At 59.6% G+C, this 17,924-nt stretch carries 14 protein-coding genes and 1 pseudogene; 5 read left to right on the plus strand and 10 right to left on the minus strand.

The features are described from left to right. Nucleotides 1-8: 8 nt before the first annotated feature. Genes ACZZ0A_RS27980 through ACZZ0A_RS27990 form a run of 3 tightly spaced genes read right to left on the minus strand, consistent with a single transcriptional unit; the run spans nucleotide 9 to nucleotide 1,760 of the window. Nucleotides 9-269, minus strand: a complete 261-nt coding sequence (locus ACZZ0A_RS27980; RefSeq protein WP_007909506.1) for a phosphopantetheine-binding protein — start codon at nucleotides 267-269, stop codon at nucleotides 9-11. Continuing rightward, nucleotides 250-1,059 carry a lysophospholipid acyltransferase family protein gene (locus ACZZ0A_RS27985; protein WP_007909508.1) on the minus strand — a complete coding sequence of 270 codons (810 nt, stop codon included), beginning with the start codon at nucleotides 1,057-1,059 and terminating at the stop codon, nucleotides 250-252. Before ACZZ0A_RS27985 ends, ACZZ0A_RS27980 begins: the two co-directional genes overlap by 20 nt. Next, on the minus strand, nucleotides 1,035-1,760 hold the full coding sequence (locus ACZZ0A_RS27990) for a beta-ketoacyl synthase chain length factor (RefSeq protein WP_007909510.1): 726 nt from the start codon (nucleotides 1,758-1,760) through the stop codon (nucleotides 1,035-1,037). Before ACZZ0A_RS27990 ends, ACZZ0A_RS27985 begins: the two co-directional genes overlap by 25 nt. 356 nt (nucleotides 1,761-2,116) lie before the next feature. On the opposite strand from ACZZ0A_RS27990, the gene ACZZ0A_RS27995 reads away from it, so the two are divergent. After that, a complete protein-coding gene (locus tag ACZZ0A_RS27995; RefSeq protein ID WP_007909511.1) occupies nucleotides 2,117-2,890 on the plus strand; it encodes a ParA family protein in 774 nt (257 codons plus the stop codon). Nucleotides 2,891-3,009: 119 nt separating this feature from the next. On the opposite strand, the gene trxC is transcribed toward ACZZ0A_RS27995, so the two are convergent. Further along, the gene (trxC, locus tag ACZZ0A_RS28000; protein WP_123375571.1) at nucleotides 3,010-3,444 is read right to left on the minus strand and encodes a thioredoxin TrxC; all 435 of its coding nucleotides are present in this window, start codon (nucleotides 3,442-3,444) and stop codon (nucleotides 3,010-3,012) included. A 317-nt stretch (nucleotides 3,445-3,761) separates the two neighbouring features. Here trxC and ACZZ0A_RS28005 point away from each other — a divergent pair, with 317 nt between their 5' ends. Then, a complete protein-coding gene (locus tag ACZZ0A_RS28005; RefSeq protein ID WP_463544120.1) occupies nucleotides 3,762-4,154 on the plus strand; it encodes a helix-turn-helix domain-containing protein in 393 nt (130 codons plus the stop codon). A 7-nt stretch (nucleotides 4,155-4,161) separates the two neighbouring features. Here ACZZ0A_RS28005 and selO read toward each other — a convergent pair whose 3' ends face one another. From selO to ACZZ0A_RS28030, 5 genes and pseudogenes are all read right to left on the minus strand, one after another. After that, nucleotides 4,162-5,625 (minus strand): protein adenylyltransferase SelO, encoded by a 1,464-nt coding sequence (gene selO / locus ACZZ0A_RS28010; RefSeq protein ID WP_463544007.1) that lies wholly within the window; start codon nucleotides 5,623-5,625, stop codon nucleotides 4,162-4,164. A 48-nt stretch (nucleotides 5,626-5,673) separates the two neighbouring features. Next, entirely contained in the window at nucleotides 5,674-9,027 is a 3,354-nt protein-coding gene (mscK, locus tag ACZZ0A_RS28015) for a mechanosensitive channel MscK (protein WP_463544008.1), read from the minus strand. A 34-nt stretch (nucleotides 9,028-9,061) separates the two neighbouring features. Further along, nucleotides 9,062-10,804, minus strand: coding sequence for a potassium/proton antiporter (locus ACZZ0A_RS28020; protein WP_007909521.1), 1,743 nt, complete (start codon nucleotides 10,802-10,804; stop codon nucleotides 9,062-9,064). 543 nt (nucleotides 10,805-11,347) lie between these two features. Beyond that, nucleotides 11,348-12,220 (minus strand): methyl-accepting chemotaxis protein, encoded by an 873-nt coding sequence (locus tag ACZZ0A_RS28025; RefSeq protein WP_371042268.1) that lies wholly within the window; start codon nucleotides 12,218-12,220, stop codon nucleotides 11,348-11,350. 30 nt (nucleotides 12,221-12,250) lie between these two features. Next, nucleotides 12,251-13,042 (minus strand): annotated as a pseudogene (locus ACZZ0A_RS28030) (MCP four helix bundle domain-containing protein); the annotation flags it as partial. 210 nt (nucleotides 13,043-13,252) lie between these two features. On the opposite strand from ACZZ0A_RS28030, the gene ACZZ0A_RS28035 reads away from it, so the two are divergent. From ACZZ0A_RS28035 to ACZZ0A_RS28045, 3 genes are all read left to right on the plus strand, one after another. Continuing rightward, complete coding sequence (locus ACZZ0A_RS28035; protein WP_007909525.1) at nucleotides 13,253-13,483, plus strand: hypothetical protein; 231 nt, start codon at nucleotides 13,253-13,255, stop codon at nucleotides 13,481-13,483. Further along, nucleotides 13,480-13,782: a cell division protein ZapA gene (locus tag ACZZ0A_RS28040; protein WP_007909527.1), complete on the plus strand. Its 303-nt coding sequence runs from the start codon at nucleotides 13,480-13,482 to the stop codon at nucleotides 13,780-13,782. The genes ACZZ0A_RS28035 and ACZZ0A_RS28040 overlap by 4 nt, the downstream gene beginning before the upstream one ends. Nucleotides 13,783-13,881: 99 nt before the next feature. Continuing rightward, the gene (locus ACZZ0A_RS28045; RefSeq protein ID WP_463544009.1) at nucleotides 13,882-15,819 is read left to right on the plus strand and encodes a methyl-accepting chemotaxis protein; all 1,938 of its coding nucleotides are present in this window, start codon (nucleotides 13,882-13,884) and stop codon (nucleotides 15,817-15,819) included. A gap of 201 nt (nucleotides 15,820-16,020) precedes the next feature. Here the strand turns inward: ACZZ0A_RS28045 and ACZZ0A_RS28050 are convergent, their stop codons facing one another. Further along, nucleotides 16,021-17,823: an acyl-CoA dehydrogenase gene (locus tag ACZZ0A_RS28050; RefSeq protein WP_463544010.1), complete on the minus strand. Its 1,803-nt coding sequence runs from the start codon at nucleotides 17,821-17,823 to the stop codon at nucleotides 16,021-16,023. Nucleotides 17,824-17,924: the final 101 nt, after the last annotated feature.

Consider the following 17,924-nt stretch of genomic DNA (forward strand, 5'->3'; position numbering starts at 1 on the left):
GTCCGGTCTCAAGCTGCCTGTTTTGCCGTGACGAACGCCGCAAGGCTGGCCACGTTGGTGAAATGGTTACGGGTGTCTTTGGCGTCGGCGTCGATCTTGATGCCGTATTTCTTCTGGATGGCCAGGCCCAGTTCCAGCGCGTCGACGGAATCCAGGCCGAGGCCTTCGCCGAACAGCGTCTGCTCGTCGCCAATGTCGTCGACGCTGATGTCTTCGAGGCCGAGGGCATCGATGATCAGCAGTTTGATGTCACGGTGCAGATCGCTCATCTTCGGCAAGCTCCTTAATGAAATAGGTGTGCAAATAATCGTTGAGCTTGCGCGAGGCTTGCGGTGCGGGCCCCTGCGCGGCGAAAGTCTGTGGGTCTATATCGGCCCCGACGCGAAAACTGAAGTGCACGCGGCGGCGGGGGATCCGATACCAGGGTTCGGCTTTGGTCAGTGTGGTCGGGCTGACCTTGATGACCACCGGCGTGAGGATTTTCGCACCGCGCAGGGCAATTGCCGCAGCGCCCCGATGGAAGGCTGGCGCCTGCCCCGGCTGGGTGCGCGTGCCTTCCGGGAAAATGATCAGGGTCTGGCCGTTTTGCAAGGATTGGGCGGCCGCATCGAGCATGTCCATGCTGCCGTCGTTGCTGATGTATTCAGTGCTGCGCAACGGGCCACGGGTGAAAGGGTTTTCCCACAGGCTTTTCTTCACCACGCAATTGGCCTGGCGCACCAGACCGATCAGGAACACCACGTCGATCAGCGAAGGATGGTTGGCAATGATCATCTGCCCGGGTCGGCCGAGACGTTCGGCGCCCTGAATGTCATAGGTCAGCACGCCGGTGCGGGCCATGAACCGCACGAAGAACCAGAACAGCCGACTGACGGTCTCCCTCGCGCGTTGGCGATGCGAGACGGCGTCACCGGGCAGGCAACCCAACAACGGAAACACCAGCACACGCAGGCACAGCCCGCCTAGCCCGAACAGGGCAAAGCTTGCGGCGGTGGCCAGCAGGCGCCAGTAATAGGCATCGCGGTTTTTTTCGGTCACGGGTTGCGTTGCCAGGTCCATACACGATTTTTCCAGGCATGTTGGCAAAGGGGTTGCTGGCCGAGCAGGGTGCGCAACAGATTAAGCGCGTGAGGCCAGTGCGCTTTTGACCGTGTTTCTGTGGCGCTGTTCAGGGTCAGCCGCCAGTCGGTACCGGGGGTGAGCAAAAGACCGAGTGCGTAGGGAAACGGCACATCATCGATCCACGCCGAATAGGCTTCGGGCGGTTGTTCTTCGGTGATCACCAGCAGCACTGCCGGAGCGCCTTCGTTGAGCAGGGCAGCGGCTTCCAGCATGCCGTGCTCAAGGCCGTCGCCAGCAGCAGCGAGGGCGGTCATTTCGCTGGTTTCACCGCGCATGATCGACCACAGGCCGATGATCGCGTTGTGCACCGACAGGCTGAACTGCGTCGGTGACAGCGGCTGTTCGTTGGCCAGATCGCTGAGGATCTCGTAGGTACGCGGGGTTTCGCCGTGACGCGAAACAAACACCAGCGGCAGATTCTCCCGTCCGTCGGCGAGGGGCCAGCCAACGCTGAACGCCATGCGTGCCAGTCGGCTGAGGCGACGGCGCTGCATGGCCGGCAAAAACGACACATCGGGCGCGGCATCACTGCGCTGGAGCACGACCGGTTGTCGGCTCCAGGCCTGCCAGGCGTCCACGCCGTCGAGGCCTGGGGCCCACGCGCGCCATTGGGCGATGTTGAAGTTGATCACGGACATTCATCCCGCCCCTGCGGGCTTTTGTTGACGCATTGAGTCGCCCAAGCCGCGGCAGGCTTGACGTGGCGCTGGGCGCCGAGTGGCGCGCATTATCCCGGTGAGAGGAGTGTGTAGCAAATGCTGGTTACATTTTGCGCAATGAAATGTACCGAATGGTTCGCAAGAAAACTGTCACTTGGCCATTATCCAGGTTGTCGGCGGCTTGTCTGTCGGGTATCTCGGCGATCAATGGCGGTTTTTACCCTAGCTGTCCGTGGATTTTTGCTCCTGACTCTGTAGTCCGCGTCCATGAAGGTAGCGAAGCAACGTCGCGCACATCTACACTCGGTCATTCTTTGATACACGGAGGTTTGGTCATGCGGCGCGTGGTGTTCAATCAGAAAGGTGGCGTAGGCAAGTCGAGCATTGCCTGCAATCTGGCGGCGGTCAGCGCCAGCGAGGGTTATCGCACGCTGTTGGTCGATCTCGATGCCCAGGCCAACTCCACTCAGTATCTGACCGGGCTCACCGGCGACGACATCCCGATGGGTATTGCCGACTTCTTCAAACAGACCCTGTCTTCCGGCCCGTTCTCGAAAAAGAATCAGGCGGACATCTACGAAACCCCGTTCGACAACCTGCACATCATCACCGCGACTGCCGAATTGGCCGACCTGCAGCCCAAGCTTGAGGCCAAGCACAAGATCAACAAGCTGCGTAAGTTGCTCGACGAGTTGTCCGAGGATTACGACCGGATTTACCTCGATACGCCGCCAGCGCTGAATTTCTACGCGGTATCGGCGCTGATTGCCGCTGATCGCGTGTTGATTCCTTTTGATTGCGACAGCTTCTCCCGTCAGGCCCTGTACGGCCTGATCGCGGAAATCGAAGAGTTGAAGGACGACCACAACGAAGGTCTGGAAGTCGAAGGCATCGTGGTCAACCAGTTTCAGGCCCGGGCCAGCCTGCCGCAGCAGATTCTCGATGAGCTGATTGCCGAAGGTTTGCCGGTACTGCCGGTGTATCTGACCAGTTCGGTGCGCATGCGCGAATCACACCAGGCCAGCATGCCGCTGATCCACCTCGATCCCCGGCACAAGCTGACCCAGCAATTCGTCGAACTGCACAATTTGCTCGAAGATCACTCTTGAGCTACGCAGATCCCCTGTAGGAGTGAGCCTGCTCGCGATAGCTTCCTTTCAGTCACTCAAGTGTTGGCTGACAGGACGCTATCGCGAGCAGGCTCACTCCTACATTGTTTGACGGTGTGTCAGATACCCTGACTACGCAGCCACGCGATCAACTGCGGTAACGGAAATGCGCCACTCTGCCGCGCCACCTCTTTCCCGTTCTTGAACAGAATCAAACTCGGAATCGAACGAATCCCCAACTGCGCCGACAACTGCTGATTCGCCTCGCTATCAAGCTTGGCCAAGCGGCACTTGCCCGCCAACTGCGCCGCCGCCTGCTCGAACACCGGCGCAAACGACTTGCACGGCCCACACCACTGCGCCCAGACATCCACCAACAGCGGCAGATCCCCCTTGATCTGGCTGGCGTAATCGCCTTGCTTGAGTTCGAACGGCTTGCTCAGCAATACGGCGGATTTGCAGCGGCCGCATTTTGGCTGATCCGCGAGGCGCTCGGCGGGGATGCGGTTGAGGCCGTTGCAGGAGGGGCAGGGGATGAGGAGTGGTTCGGACATGATGGGCTCTCAGGCAGGAAGTCTATGAGACTGATCTGGAGGCAAAGTCGCGATTATCAAGGAATTGATCTGTAGGTCATTACCTTCCTCAGTTGAGGAAAGGGCCTACGCACGTCTGCGCGGAGGCTGACTATCTGTATTTTATCTAATCGGTCATCTTGTTCAGACCTGAGCGAAATACCATTCCTATGACCGCCAAGACAGTTAAACGCCTTCCACTCTCGGAGCTTTTGAAGGGCTCTGAATATCTAAAATTCTTAAATGCCCAAACGGTTTTTTCTCTCGCCGGGAGCTCTGTTGGATTTGAGAATGTTTGGATTGATTCCGGCGCGGACCAAAACCCGGGTTTGTTTCCTCGCTCGCTGCATCGGCCAGAAAACGAAGACGACTACGATGCTTTGGTATTGGCAGTCGACGAACTGCTGGAAATTACCGGCGATGATGAGTCGCACCCGTTGATGAGCCTGGTCGACATCATCGGTGACTGGATCGAAGAATTGGATCACACCCATCACCCCATGGCCCAGGCAAGTGGCGAAGAGGTTCTCGGTTACACGATGCGTGAACACGGCCTGACTCAGAGCGACTTGCCGGGTGTTGGTACTCAGTCGGTTGTGTCGGAGATTTTGAACGGCAAGCGCAAGCTTAACTTGCGCCAGATTCGTTGGTTGGCAGAGCGCTTCAATGTGCCAATCGATGTGTTTACCTGATGTTGGTTCAGGAAGAACAACTGATCTCCAAATGCTTGCCCCACTCCGGCGGCCGCTCTGCATAAGCCTCCATCCCCGGCTGCTGCTCAAACGGCTTGCTCAACACTGCGTGCAGCCGGCGTACCTCTGAGTAATCCCCCTGCTCAGCCGCATCGATGGCTTTTTGCGCCAGATAATTGCGCAGGATGTACAGCGGATTGACTGCATGCATCCGCGCTCGGCGCTGCTCTTGATCGGCGTCGCCATCGCGGGCAACCCGGGCGACGTAGCGTTCGCCCCAGGCATCAAAGCCCTTGATGTCGACGAAATCGTCGCGCAAACGGGCGACGGCCTGTTCGGCGGATTCTTCACCGAGTCGGCGGAAGAACAGCGTGTAGTCGACGCCGCTGTTCTGCATCAGTTGCAGCAGGTCTTCCAGCAACTTCTGGTCGTCTTCCTCGGCGGTGGTGAATCCGAAGCGGCGGCGCATCAGGTCGAGGTAGTGCGCCTGGAACAATGGCAGGTACAAGCCGAGGGTTTCACGCAGGGCTTCGACGCTGATGAACGGCGTCAACGCTTGAGCCAATGCACTTAGGTTCCACTGGCCGACCGGCACCTGATTGCTGAACGAGTAACGCCCCTGATCATCCGAATGGTTGCAGATGAAGTTGGCGTCGAAATCGTCGAGGAAGGCGAACGGGCCGAAGTCGAAAGTGATGCCGAGGATCGACATGTTGTCGGTGTTCATCACGCCGTGGCAGAAACCGTAGGCCTGCCATTTGGCAATCAGTTCGGCGTTGCGTTCGACGATTTCGCGGAACATCGCCAGATACGGTTCAGGTTGTTCCCGGCATTCGGGGAAGTGCATCGCCAACACGTGTTCGCCGAGCTGCTTCTGCTGCTCGGGGCGCTTGGTGTAATAGAAGTATTCGAAGTGGCCGAAGCGGATGTGGCTCGGCGCCAGACGCAGGACCATCGCTGCGCGTTCCTGCTTTTCGCGCCAGACCGGGGTGTCGGAACCGATCACGCACGCCGCGCGCGACGAAGGAATGTTCAACGCGAACAAGGCTTCGGAGGCAAGGAACTCGCGGATCGACGAACGCAGCACCGCACGGCCATCGCCCATGCGCGAAAACGGCGTCTGCCCGGCACCCTTCAGGTGCAAATCCCAATGCTCGCCGGCAGTGTTGTAGACCTCCCCGAGCAGCAGCCCGCGACCATCGCCGAGTTGTGGCGTGTAACCGCCGAACTGATGCCCGGAATAGATCATCGCCCGCGGCTCGGCATCGGCCCATAGCTTGTGGCCGCCAAACAGTTCGGCAAATTCGTTGGTTTCGGCGGTCGTCGGATCGAGATCGAGCAATGCCAGGGCCGCCGGGCTCGCCACGACCAGACGCGGATTGTCGATCGGCTCGGGCAGCACGTGGGCGGAGAACGCATCGCCCAGGCGGGCGAAGCGATTGTCGAAGGTCAGTTCGTCGAGGGCTTTCAAGGGCCGGCTCCAGCAGAATGTCCGAGCATTCTGCTGGGATTAGACCGGTTAGTCGAGTTTGGCCGGCGGCGGCTCTTGCAACGGTTTCTGATCGTCGGCAATCGGCACGATGGTTTTCGTTTCCGGCTCGATCGGCACCATCTTGTATTCCTGTCCGTGCAGGTTCTTCAGATAAACCTCCATCTGGCGGAACGAGATGTTGATGTGCTGCTTCTTGAACTCGCGGTTGATAAAGCGGTTGACCTCATCGAGCACCGGGTTGCGGTCACCGAGGTCGCGCACGTGCATGCGCAACTCGTGGTCGAGGGTGCTTTCACCGAAGTTGAGGAAGTACACATGCGGCTCGGGTTCCTTGAGCACGCGCGGGTTCTCGCGGGCAGCCTTGAGCAGCAGTTCCTTGACCAGATCGAGATCGGAGCCGTAGTCGACGCCGAGTTTCAGCGTGACGCGGGTGATGGTGTCGGTCAGCGACCAGTTGATCAATTGCCCGGTGATGAACGTCTTGTTCGGGACAATGATGTCCTTGCGGTCGAAGTCGGTGATGGTCGTGGCGCGGATGCGGATCTTGCTTACCGTGCCTGAGAGGTTGCCGATGGTGATGGTGTCACCGATCCGCACCGGGCGTTCGAAGAGGATCATGATGCCGGAGATGAAGTTTGCAAAAATCTCCTGCATGCCGAAACCGAGGCCGACCGACAGCGCCGCCACCAGCCATTGCAACTTGTCCCAACTCACGCCCAGCGTCGACAGGGTCGAGACGAAGCCAACGCCGGCAATCACATACGATAGCAGCGTCGTGGTCGCATAAGCACTGCCCTGCGCGAGATTGAGCTTGGACAGCACGAACACTTCGAGCAGGCCCGGCAAGTTGCGCGCCAGAGCAAAGGTGATGCCGATGATGATCAGCGCACCAAGCATGTCGCCGATGCTGATCGGCACCATGCTCATGTTAGCGCCGGTGCCGCTGGTGTATTCGTAGAGGGTGATGTTGTCGAGGTACGAGAACACCGAGATCAGGTCCGACCAGACCCAGTACAGCGCGGCGATGAAGCCGCCGAGCAGGGCCAGGCGGATCAGGCGCAAGGACTGTTCGTTGACCTTTTCGATATCCAGCGTTGGCTCTTCGATCACCGCTTCGCCGTCGCCGGCTTCTTTCGCCGCCTGACGTTTAGCCAGGGCGCGCTGGTAGGCCAGGCGCCGCGCTGCAACGCTCAGGCCACGGACGAAGGTGGCTTCGATCACCAGCCAGAACATCAGCAGGTACAGGGTGTTGATCAGTCGGTCACTGAGTTTCAGGGCGGTGTAGTAGTAGCCGAAACATACAGCGACAAAAAGCGCGATCGGCAGCAGGGTGAACATCACGCCGACGGCTTTGCGGAACAGCGAGGCGTTTTCGTGGGCCGGGCTGCTGATCAGCAAGCGACTGAGCAGCCATGCCATCAACGCGTAGCAGGTCAGCACCACTGGCATGCCGAGTACATCGTCGGCGAGCGCCGCCGGTTGCAATTCGGCGACCGCCACCACGGCCACCAGCGCCATGACCACCAGCCCGAGCCGGCGTACCCAGCCCTGAAGGAATTGGACCTGGGGTTTTTCCCAGCGAAAGTGCAATTCGGCCACACCGCCGGGCGCAAGGATTCGATAGGCGGTGTAGAACACCAGCCACGCCTGACCCATCTGCAGGAGCGCTGCGCCCATGTTGGCGTTCTGGCCGCGCGCGTCGATCTGCAAGGCCAGTCCGCACAAGGCGAGGCCCAGCGCCACCGGCATCGCCAGCAGAATATTGATCAGAATGGCCTGCGGTGTGTGCCACTGGCTGTCGCGTTTGAAATGGCCGATGTCCTGGTGAACCTTGTTCAGGCGACCGTAGAGACTTTTACGGCGCCACAGCAGTGCGCCGATCAGCAATGCCAGAGGCAGAAACAGCAGTGGTCGCTGGGTCAGGCCGTCGGTCAGCTCGCTCAGGCTGGAGGCCCACGGCAGTGTGTCAACCTGACGTTTCAACCGCTCCGGTACACCCCGCATCCACTCCAGATCCAGAGGCTTGTTGCTGGGAATCCAGAACATTTGCTCATCGAGGGTCGCACGCAGGCTCTGCGCGGTGCTCAGCAGTTGTTTCTGGTTGAGTTGCAGGGTGATCGATTCGTTGAGCATCGAGCTCAGTTCGCGGTTCAGGCGCTCCAGCAGATCGACGCGGGTGTTGGCCAGATCCAGCAGGCTTTTGCGCAACTGCGGGGTGACTTGTTCCGGCGGCTGAGTGGCCAGCAGGCTGTCGACATAGGACGCCGGATTGCTCAACAGTTCACGCTGCTGGCTGACGTCAAACTGATACAGGCGAATGTCGGCGATCTGATCCGCCAGATCACGATCGACCTTGAGTCGTGGCAGGGCTTGTTTCTGTTTGTAGAGAATCTTCGACAGCAACAGGCTGCCCTTGAGCACGTTGATCTGCTCATCGAGGGCCGCATCGCTCTGGGTCAGGGAGTCGAGTTGCTGCTTGGTCTGCAGGTTCTGCTGGGTGACTTCGTTGAGGCGGTCGGTGCTTTTGAGCAGATAGTCGGAGAGCTTGAGGTTGGCTGAGCTCTCAGTGGCGAGCAAGCTGCTGCTGCCGGCCTTTTGCGCTTCGATCGACTGCTGGGTCACGGTTTCCTGCGACTGCGCCAGACGTTTCTGATTGATCAGCGTCTGCAGTTCCTGGATCTCGCGGTCGAGGCGGTCGGACTTCTCCGAGAGCAGGTCATGCTGGGCGTTGCCCAGATCCTGCAACTGGCTGTTGCCGGCCAGCTCCTGGCGGCGTAAAGGGATCAGCGCGTTCAGCGCTGCGAGTTCCGCGTTCAACTGATCACGTTGCTCGCTGCTGACGGTCTTGCCGGCGTCCTTGCCGGACTTGAGGATGTTGTTGATCTGCTGGATGCGCGTCTGGCTGGCGGAAATTTCCGCCTGGGCGCGCTCGGGACGGGTCTGGGCAGTGATGATCAGACTGTTGGCGTCGGCCAGCGCTTTTTGCAGATCGCTTTGCTGGGTCGAGCGATCCGTCAGGATCTGCTCCAGCTGTTGGATCGACTCCTTGGGAAAACGCTGTGCCACCGGCACGACCGCCGTGGCCTTTAGGCGCGTCAGTTCGCGAGTGTTTTCGATCGTCTGCTTCGGCGCCGTGGCTAGCTGCTGTTTGAGGTCGATCAGCTTTTGTGCGTAATCACGCTGATTGTTCAGTTGAGTCAGCGTGCTCTGCAAGGTGGTTTGCAGGGCCTTTTTATCGGCATCTGGCAGTTTGCTGTCGGCCAGCTTGTCGAGACTGGCCTGCACGGCGTCGCTGGACGGTGGTTCGGCGGCGTACAGCGGGCCGACAGTGAGACTCAGGCCCAGCAGGGCCGCGGCGAAAAAGGAGCGCAGGGTAGGCATAGAGACCGGTCAAGCAAGTGAGAGTGGACGCAGTTTAGAGGAAGAGCCCGGGGCCCGGGCGACTTCCTTCGGGGAATCTGACGCCCACTTTGCCGATCTTGTTCCCGTCCATGACCGCAACCGTCCAGTGGGTGTTGTTCCACTCCACCTGGTCGCCGACGATGGGTGCGCCACCGACTTTGTGGGCGATGAAGGCGCCCAGGGTCATGTCCGGATCAATACCCTCGGCCGGCAGGCCATAGAGTGCGGCAACCGCTTTAAGCTGGGCGTCTCCTTCAAGCACGAAATCACCGAAGAAGCGCAGATCGAGACCGCGCTGCGGCGCTTGGCTGAACAGTTTTCCGAGGGCGCCGAGGTTGTGTTCATGGCCGATAACACACAGTAAATCATCGACTTCCAGCACCGTACTACCCGACGGATGGAGCAGTTGCTGGCCACGAAACAGGGCGGCGATACGTGTGCCTTCGGGCATTTTCAGTTCGCGCAGGGGCGAACCGATGCACCATTTCTCCGCACCGAGCTTGTAAACGAACAGCTCCCATTCGCTGGTGACGTGGACTTCCAGCGCCGCCCGGGAAATCGGCGCAGGCTCCGGCGGTACCGTGACTTTCAGCAGCTTGGCGACCCACGGCAGGCTCGTGCCCTGCACCAGCAGCGACACCAGCACGATAAAGAACGCGAGGTTGAAGTACAGCTGCGCATTCGGCAGCCCGGCCATCAGCGGGAACACCGCGAGAATGATCGGTACCGCGCCGCGCAGGCCAACCCAGGAAATAAAGGCTTTTTCGCGACCGTGGAAGGCCTTGAACGGTAGCAGGCCGACCATCACCGACAGCGGCCGCGCAAACAGAATCATCCACAGCGCCAGACCGAGAGCGGGCAGGGCGATCGGCAGCAAATCGTGCGGCGTCACCAGCAGGCCGAGCACCAGGAACATGCCGATTTGCGCCAGCCAGGCCATGCCGTCGAGCATATGCAGAATGCCGTGGCGGCTGCGCACCGGGCGGTTGCCGATGACCAGACCGCACAGATAAACGGCGAGGAAGCCGCTGCCGTGCAGGGCGTTGGTCAGGGCGAACACCACCAGACCGCCAGCGATCACCAGAATCGGATACAGGCCGGCGGCCAGATTGATCCGGTTGACCAGTTGCAGCATCAGCCAGCCGCCACCGAGACCGATCACGCCGCCGATGCCGAACTCGCGGATCAGATGGGTCAACAGGCTCCAGTGCAGGCCGGTCTGGCCGCTGGCGAGCATGTCGATCAAGGTCACGGTGAGAAACACCGCCATCGGGTCGTTGCTGCCGGATTCGATTTCCAGGCTGGCCGTCACCCGTTCGTTCAGGCCTTTGCCACCAAGCAACGAGAACACCGCTGCGGCGTCGGTTGAGCCAACGATGGCGCCGATCAGCAGGCCTTGAATCAGATTGAGGTCGAACAGCCATGCCGCTGCCATGCCGGTCAGGCCAGTGGTAATCAACACCCCGACCGTGGCCAGCGATAACGCCGGCCATAGCGCCACGCGGAAACTCGACACCCTCGTGCGCAAACCGCCGTCGAGGAGGATCACCGCCAGTGCGAGGTTGCCGACCAGATAGGCCGTCGGGTAGTTATCGAAAATGATCCCGCCGCCATCGACCCCGGCGGCCATGCCGACTGCAAGAATAATGACCAGAATCGGGATGCCGAGACGGGAGGAGAGGGAGCTGACGAGAATGCTTGCGCCTACCAGCAACGCGCCGATCAAGAACAGGCTGTTGATGGTCGTCGCATTCAAAGGCAGTACTCCAGAAGCGTAAAGACGGGCACAAACTGACCATGCAGTCTGCGTGCCAGCGATTCTAACCTGTTGAAATGTGATGCTGTCAAAAAGGTTTTTCAGTGTGGCATCAGGTTTTGTGTTCGGCGGGCGATTGCTGCCCTCACCCTAACCCTCTCCCGGAGGGAGAGGGAACTGATCGAGGTGTTTGTGCGAGGTACGCCGACCTGAAATTCCGAGTCGAACTCAGACTTTGAAAAGCATGAGGATCTGCTCCCTTTCCCCCTCTCCCGGAGGGAGAGGGAACTGATCGAGGCGTTTGTGCGAGGTACGCCGACCTGAAATTCCGAGTCGAACTCAGACTTTGAAATGTATGAAGATCTGCTCCCTTTCCCCCTCTCCCGGAGGGAGAGGGAACTGATCGAGATGTTTGTGCGAGCTACATCGACCTGAAATTTCGAGTCGAACTCAGACTTTGAAAAGCATGAGGATCTGCTCCCTTTCCCCCTCTCCCTCTGGGAGAGGGCTGGGGTGAGGGGCTTTTGACCTTAATCTCAAAATTTACAGGCTGAACCGCCCAACCATGTTGTTCAAATCCAGCGCCAACCGCGACAGCTCATTGCTCGCCGCACTGGTCTGATTCGCGCCAGTCGCCGATTGCACCGACAAATCACGAATATTCACCAGATTGCGATCCACTTCCCGCGCCACTTGCGCCTGCTCTTCGGCGGCGCTGGCGATCACCAGGTTGCGCTCGTTGATCTCGACGATGGCGGTGTTGATGGTGTCCAGCGACATGCCGGCACCACGGGCGATGTTCAGGGTCGACTCGGCACGCTCGGTGCTGTTGCGCATCGAATCCACGGCGTGTTCGGTGCCGCTCTGAATGCTGCCGATCATCCGCTCGATTTCGCTGGTCGACTGCTGAGTGCGATGCGCCAAGGCACGTACTTCATCCGCCACCACCGCAAAACCACGGCCGGCTTCACCGGCGCGTGCCGCTTCAATCGCTGCGTTCAGTGCCAGCAGGTTGGTCTGATCGGCCAGACCACGAATCACATCCAGCACTTTGCCGATGTCGCGGGACTCATTGGCCAGATCGCCGATCAACGACGCAGTGCTTTGCACATCGGCGCTCATGCGTTCGATGGCGCTGACCGTTTCCTGGACCAGATCACGACCATCACCGGCCGAGGTGGTGGCATTCTTCGAGGCTTCCGAAGTGCTCACTGCGTTGCGCGCGACTTCTTCCACAGCGCTGGTCATTTCATTGACAGCAGTGGCCGCCTGTTCGATTTCGTTGTTCTGCTGAGTCAGGCCACGCGCGCTTTCGTCGGTGACGCTGTTCAGTTCTTCCGCTGCCGAAGCCAACTGAGTCGCCGAGCCGGAAATACGCTGCAGGGTGTCACGTAGCTTCGATTGCATCTTCGCCATGGCTGCCAGCAGGCGGCCAGCTTCGTCTTCACCGTCGACGTGGATCGGCTGGGTCAGGTTGCCTTCGGCGATGGTTTCCGCAGCTTCCAATGCTTTGGAGATCGGCTTGGCGATGCTGACGGTCAGCAGCCATGCGAAGAGAAATGTCAGGCCAGTGGCGATCACCAACAGCGTGACCACAAGGTTGAAAGACATCGAAAACTGATCGCTCGCGCCTTTATCCGTCTCGGCGATTTGCTGAGTGTTGATCTCCAGCAAACGCGCGAGGGCGGTGTTCACCGCTTCCGAGTTGCTCAGCAAGTCCGAGTTGAGCATCTGCCGCAGTTCATCGATCTGATTGTTGCGCGACAGGGTTTTCATCCGGTCTTCGAGCTGGCGGTACTGCGCGAGCAACTGTATGTATTGATCATAAGCCGCGCGTTCTTGCGGGCCGTCGATCAACGGCTCGTAGGCGCGCTGGGCGTCGGCGATCTGCTTGTTGCGCAACTCGAACAGTTCGACAGTCTTTTGTTGAACGTCCGGTTCACGGTTGATCAGCAACCGATACGACAAAACACGCAGGCGCAGGGTCAGTTGGGTGAACTCGTCGAGGGCCTTGATCGAAGGCACACTGGCCGTGGCGATGTCTTCGCCTGCTGCGCGGATTTTGCTCATCTGATTAAGCGCAAACACGCCGAGAACCAGCATCAGGCCGCCGATCAGGGCGAAGCCGGTAAACGCCCGTGGGGCGATATTCATATTGCGAAGGGACATGGGGCGGATACCAAGAGAGGGCCGCGTCCATGCGGGCTGAGACTGCTGTATGGATGACTTATCGGTCATGCGACTAAAGTCTTGAGGTGCTGTGCGTATTTGTCGCAGAAGGGCTTGGGCGACGAAGTGCAGGAACCAGATCGGCAGATCACAGTCTTTAAAACTCGCGAGAACGGTCGGCCGCCAGGAAAATCAAGGCTTTGCGCCGGTTTAACCCTGGCATCCGTGATGACTTTTCTTTATCGTACGCGCCCTTTGAAAAACGCTTGGAAGATCAAAATGTTGGAAGCATCCCTCAGCCAATTGGAACAGCTCGTCAGCGACCTGGTGCAACAGAACCAGACCCTCGCGCAAACCAACCAGACCCTGTCCACGGAACTGGCCCAGGCCAAGGATGAAAACGAAAGCCTGCAACTGAACCTGATGGAGCAGGAAGAAAAGCACGGCGCCACCGCCGCCCGCATTCAAGCCCTGGTTGATCGCGTCAACGCAGGTCCGGTCAGCGCATGAACCACCACACAGCAGGGGTAAAAGTCGTCTCCATTCTCGGGGAGGACTATTCGATCAAGGCACCGGCCGGGGAAGAACAGACCCTGCTGGACGCGGCACTGATGCTCAAGGCCGCGTTGGCCGACACCAAACGCAAATACCCGACGCTGATCGGTGACCGCTTGCTGGTGCTGGCCGCGATGAATCTGTGCTCGCAGCAGATCGAAATGAAGAAGCAGCACCAGGAAGAACTCGACCGTTACCAAGAGCAAGTCAGCGCCACGGTCGACACTATCGCCAAGACCATTAACCAGGGTTGATGGAGCTGCGCACAACCAAAGAATAGATTGTCGACTGGGTTGTATACAATCGGCACGGCTGTTGCATTGTCTCGGCCACTTATTCTTTGGGGGTGCTCCATGCAGTTGTGGCGACGCAGTATTCAATGGCAGCTGATTCTCAGCATGGGCACCGCCCTGCTGGTCAGTATCCTGATCGTGGTTGGCATTTATACCCTGGTGGTCAACCGCCTCGCCCAGAGCTATCTGGTCGAACAAGCTCTGCCGTCGAGCATCGAAGCGACGCGCAACGATATCGAACGGATCCTTGTGCAACCGCTGACAGCGGCCAAGGATATCGCCAGCAATACGATGGTCCGCGACTGGCTCGCCTCAGGCGAAGACAGCAGCAAAACGGCTGGCTTCGCGCAGTATCTGGAAGGCATCCGCGCCGAACATAAAGCTTTCACCGCTTTGATCATCGGCACCGAATCCAATCATTACATCACCGAAAAAGGCTTGGATCGCACCCTCAGTCGCTCCAAACCGGCTGACGCGTGGTTTTATTCCTTCCTCGACAGCAATCAGCCGCGCACTCTCAATATCGACAACGACGGCGCCACCGGAGAACTGGCGCTGTTCATCGATTTGAAGGTCGAGCAGGCCGGTAAAGTGGTCGGTGTGGCTGGGCTCGGTTTGAGCATGAAAGAGCTGTCGGAGCTGATTCACAACTTCAGCTTTGGTGAGCGCGGCAAGGTCTATCTCGTGCGTTCCGACGGTTTGATCCAGGTGCATCCCGAAGCGCAGTTCAGCGGCAAACGCACCTTGAGCGAGCAGATTGGCGCCAATGCGGCGCAGTCCGTCATGGGCCAGAAAACGGCGATCAGCAGCAGCTTCCAGAGGGATGGCGAAGACTTCCTCGCCTTCAGCCTGCCCTTGCGCGATTTGGGCTGGACTCTGGTGGCCGAAGTGCCGCAGTCGCAGATCTACGCCGAAGCCCGTAAAGCGATGTGGATGAGCGGCGGTATCGGTCTGGCCGTAGCGCTGGTGTGCCTCGCTTTGGTGGTGTGGCTGGCGCAAGGGCTGGTGCGGCCGATTCGTCAGGTAACAGCGGCGCTGGTAGCAATCGGTAGCGGCGGTGGAGATTTGACCCACCGGTTAGATTCCAGTCGCGCCGACGAGCTGGGCGATCTCGCCCGAGGCTTCAATCGTTTCCTCGACAGCCAGCGCGGGATGATCGCTGAGGTACTGACCACCAGCGAGCGTTTGCGCACTGCTGTGGGGCAAGTGGCGAAAGTGGTGGAAAATACCGCCGAGCGCTCGGGCCGCCAGCAGGAAATGACCGACATGGTCGCGACCGCCGTTCACGAGATGGGCCTGACCGTGCAGGAGATTGCGCAGAACGCTGGTAACGCGGCACTCGCTTCGCAAACTGCGCGGGATGAGGCGATGCAGGCGCGGGAAGTGGTCGGCGGCTCGATCAAGCATATTGAAAGCATGTCCGATGAGATTGGCGTAGCGGCGGGTGCGGTCGGCGAGCTGGCGCATCAAGTGGCGTCGATTGATTCGGTGCTGGCGGTGATTCGCGGGGTATCCGAGCAAACCAATCTGCTGGCGCTCAATGCCGCCATCGAAGCGGCGCGCGCCGGTGATATGGGGCGCGGCTTCGCGGTTGTTGCTGACGAAGTGCGCACTTTGGCGCGCAGGACGCAGGCCTCCACCGACGAAATCCAGCAGATGATCGGCAGCCTCAAGCAAGGCGCGGAAAACGCCGTGTCGTCGATGCGCACGGGGCAGGCGGCAACTGGCACCGGGGTTGAATCGAGCCAGCGCACCGGGGCATCGCTGACAGCGATTACCGGGCAGGTCGAGCGCATCAGCGATATGAACCATCAGGTCGCGACGGCGACGGAAGAGCAGTCGGCGGTGACTGAGGAGATCAACCGCAATGTGCAGGGGATTTCCGATCTGGCGCGGGCGACGGCGGGGGAGGTTCGGGCCTGTCGTGAGGATTGTCAGATGTTGCAGAGGCTGGCGGATGATCTGGCGCGGCAGATGGGTGGGTTCAAGTTGAGTTGAGTGTTGAGCCAGAAAAGCCCCTCACCCTAGCCCTCTCCCAGAGGGAGAGGGGACTGAGCGTGGAAAATTCAGGAGGTACGCCGACCTGAAAGTACTGTACTGAATCCATAGTCGATGCGGTTTTTCAGGTCGATGTATAGCGTCAGACACCTCGGTCGGCCCCCTCTCCCTTTGGGAGAGGGCTGGGGTGAGGGTTGGCTTTTAGAACCACGCATCCTGCATCGCCAGACACGTATCATCCCGCGCCTCCAGCAACGCCAACTCATGGTGACAGCCCGGCACTTCCCACGTCAGGAAATACCGCGCCGCCTGTAACTTGCCCTTATAGAAGTCAGCATCCGCCGCATTACCCTTGGCCAACCCTTCCTCGGCACGAATCGCCTGCTCCAACCAGCGCCAGCCAATCACCGTGTGGCCGAACACCTTCAGGTACAGCGCCGAATTCGCCAGGCTGCTATTGACCTTGCCCTGTGCCAGGTCGGTCAACAAACCGATGGTCACCGTTTGCAGGCGCGCGACCAGTTTTTCCAGCGGCTCACGCAGTGCGGTCAGCGATTCATGCGCCGTTGCGCGCTCTGCCGTGGTGGCGATCAGACGAATCAATTGCTTCAGTCCCGCGCCACCGTTCTGCGCCAATTTACGCCCGAGCAAGTCCAGCGATTGAATGCCATGGGTGCCTTCATGAATCGGGTTCAAGCGGTTATCGCGGTAATACTGCTCCACCGGATATTCGCGGGTGTAACCGTGACCGCCAAGAATCTGGATCGCCAGTTCGTTGGCCTTGAGGCAGAACTCCGACGGCCAGGATTTGACGATCGGTGTCAGTAAATCCAATAGCTCATGCGCCTGTTTGCGCTCGGCTTCGGATTCAAGCGTCGTGGTGTCATCGAATAGCCGCGCTGCATAGAGGCCGAGGTCAAATGCCCCTTCGACGTAGGACTTTTGCGTCAACAGCATACGTCTGACATCGGCGTGCTGAATGATCGCCACCGGTGCTGTGGTCGGATCCTTACTGTCCGGCACGCGACCCTGTGGCCGCTCGCGGGCGTACTCCAGCGAGTACAGGTAACCGGCATAACCGAGCATCACCGCGCCCATGCCGACGCCGATCCGCGCCTCGTTCATCATCTGGAACATGTAGCTCAAGCCGTGGTGCGGTTTTCCCACCAGATAACCAACACACTCACCGTTATCGCCGAAGTTCAGCGCTGTGGAGGTGGTGCCGCGCCAGCCCATCTTGTGGAACAGCCCGGCCAGCAGAACATCGTTACGCTGGCCGAGGCTGCCGTCATCGTTGACCAGAAACTTCGGCACGATGAACAGCGAGATACCTTTAACGCCCGCAGGTGCGTCGGGCAGTTTGGCCAGGACCATGTGCACGATGTTTTCCGAGAGCGGGTGATCGCCGCCGGAAATGAAGATCTTGTTGCCCTTGAGGTGATAAGTGCCGTCGGACGCCGGCTCGGCGCGCGTACGAATATCCGACAGCGATGATCCTGCGTGGGGCTCGGTCAGGGCCATGGTGCCGAAGAAGCGGCCGTCGATCATCGGTTGCAGAAAGCGTTGTTTCTGTTCGTCCGTGCCAAAGCTCTCAATCAGGTTCGCCGCGCCCATGGTCAGGAACGGGTAGGACGTCGACGCCGCGTTGGCTGACTGGAAATGCGCGAAGCAGGCTTGCGACAGCAGTGTAGGAAGCTGCATGCCGCCGGCGTCGAAACTTCTCGCGGCGTTGAGGAATCCGGCTTCAAGGAAGGCATCCACCGCTGGTTTCACTTCAGGAATCAGAATCGCCTTGCCATCTTCGTAGCGCGGTTCGTTCTCGTCGCCCTTGCGGTTGTGCGGGGCGAAGTACTTCTCGGCGATGTTGCGCGCGGTGCCGATGGCGGCGTCGAAGGTCTCGCGGTTGTGCTCGGCAAAGCGCTCACGCCGGGTCAGGCCCTCGGCATCAAGGACTTCATACAGCTCGAAAGCCAGATTGCGGGAACTGAGCAGCGTCTCGGACATGGCGGCCTACCTGAAATTGGGGTTGGGCCGAGTCTAGGCGTGCTGATAAAGGCTGAACAGGATGATTGATGGGCGTGATACAGAAGCAAAAGATCGCAGCC

This window comes from Pseudomonas sp. AC242, assembly GCF_979258655.1.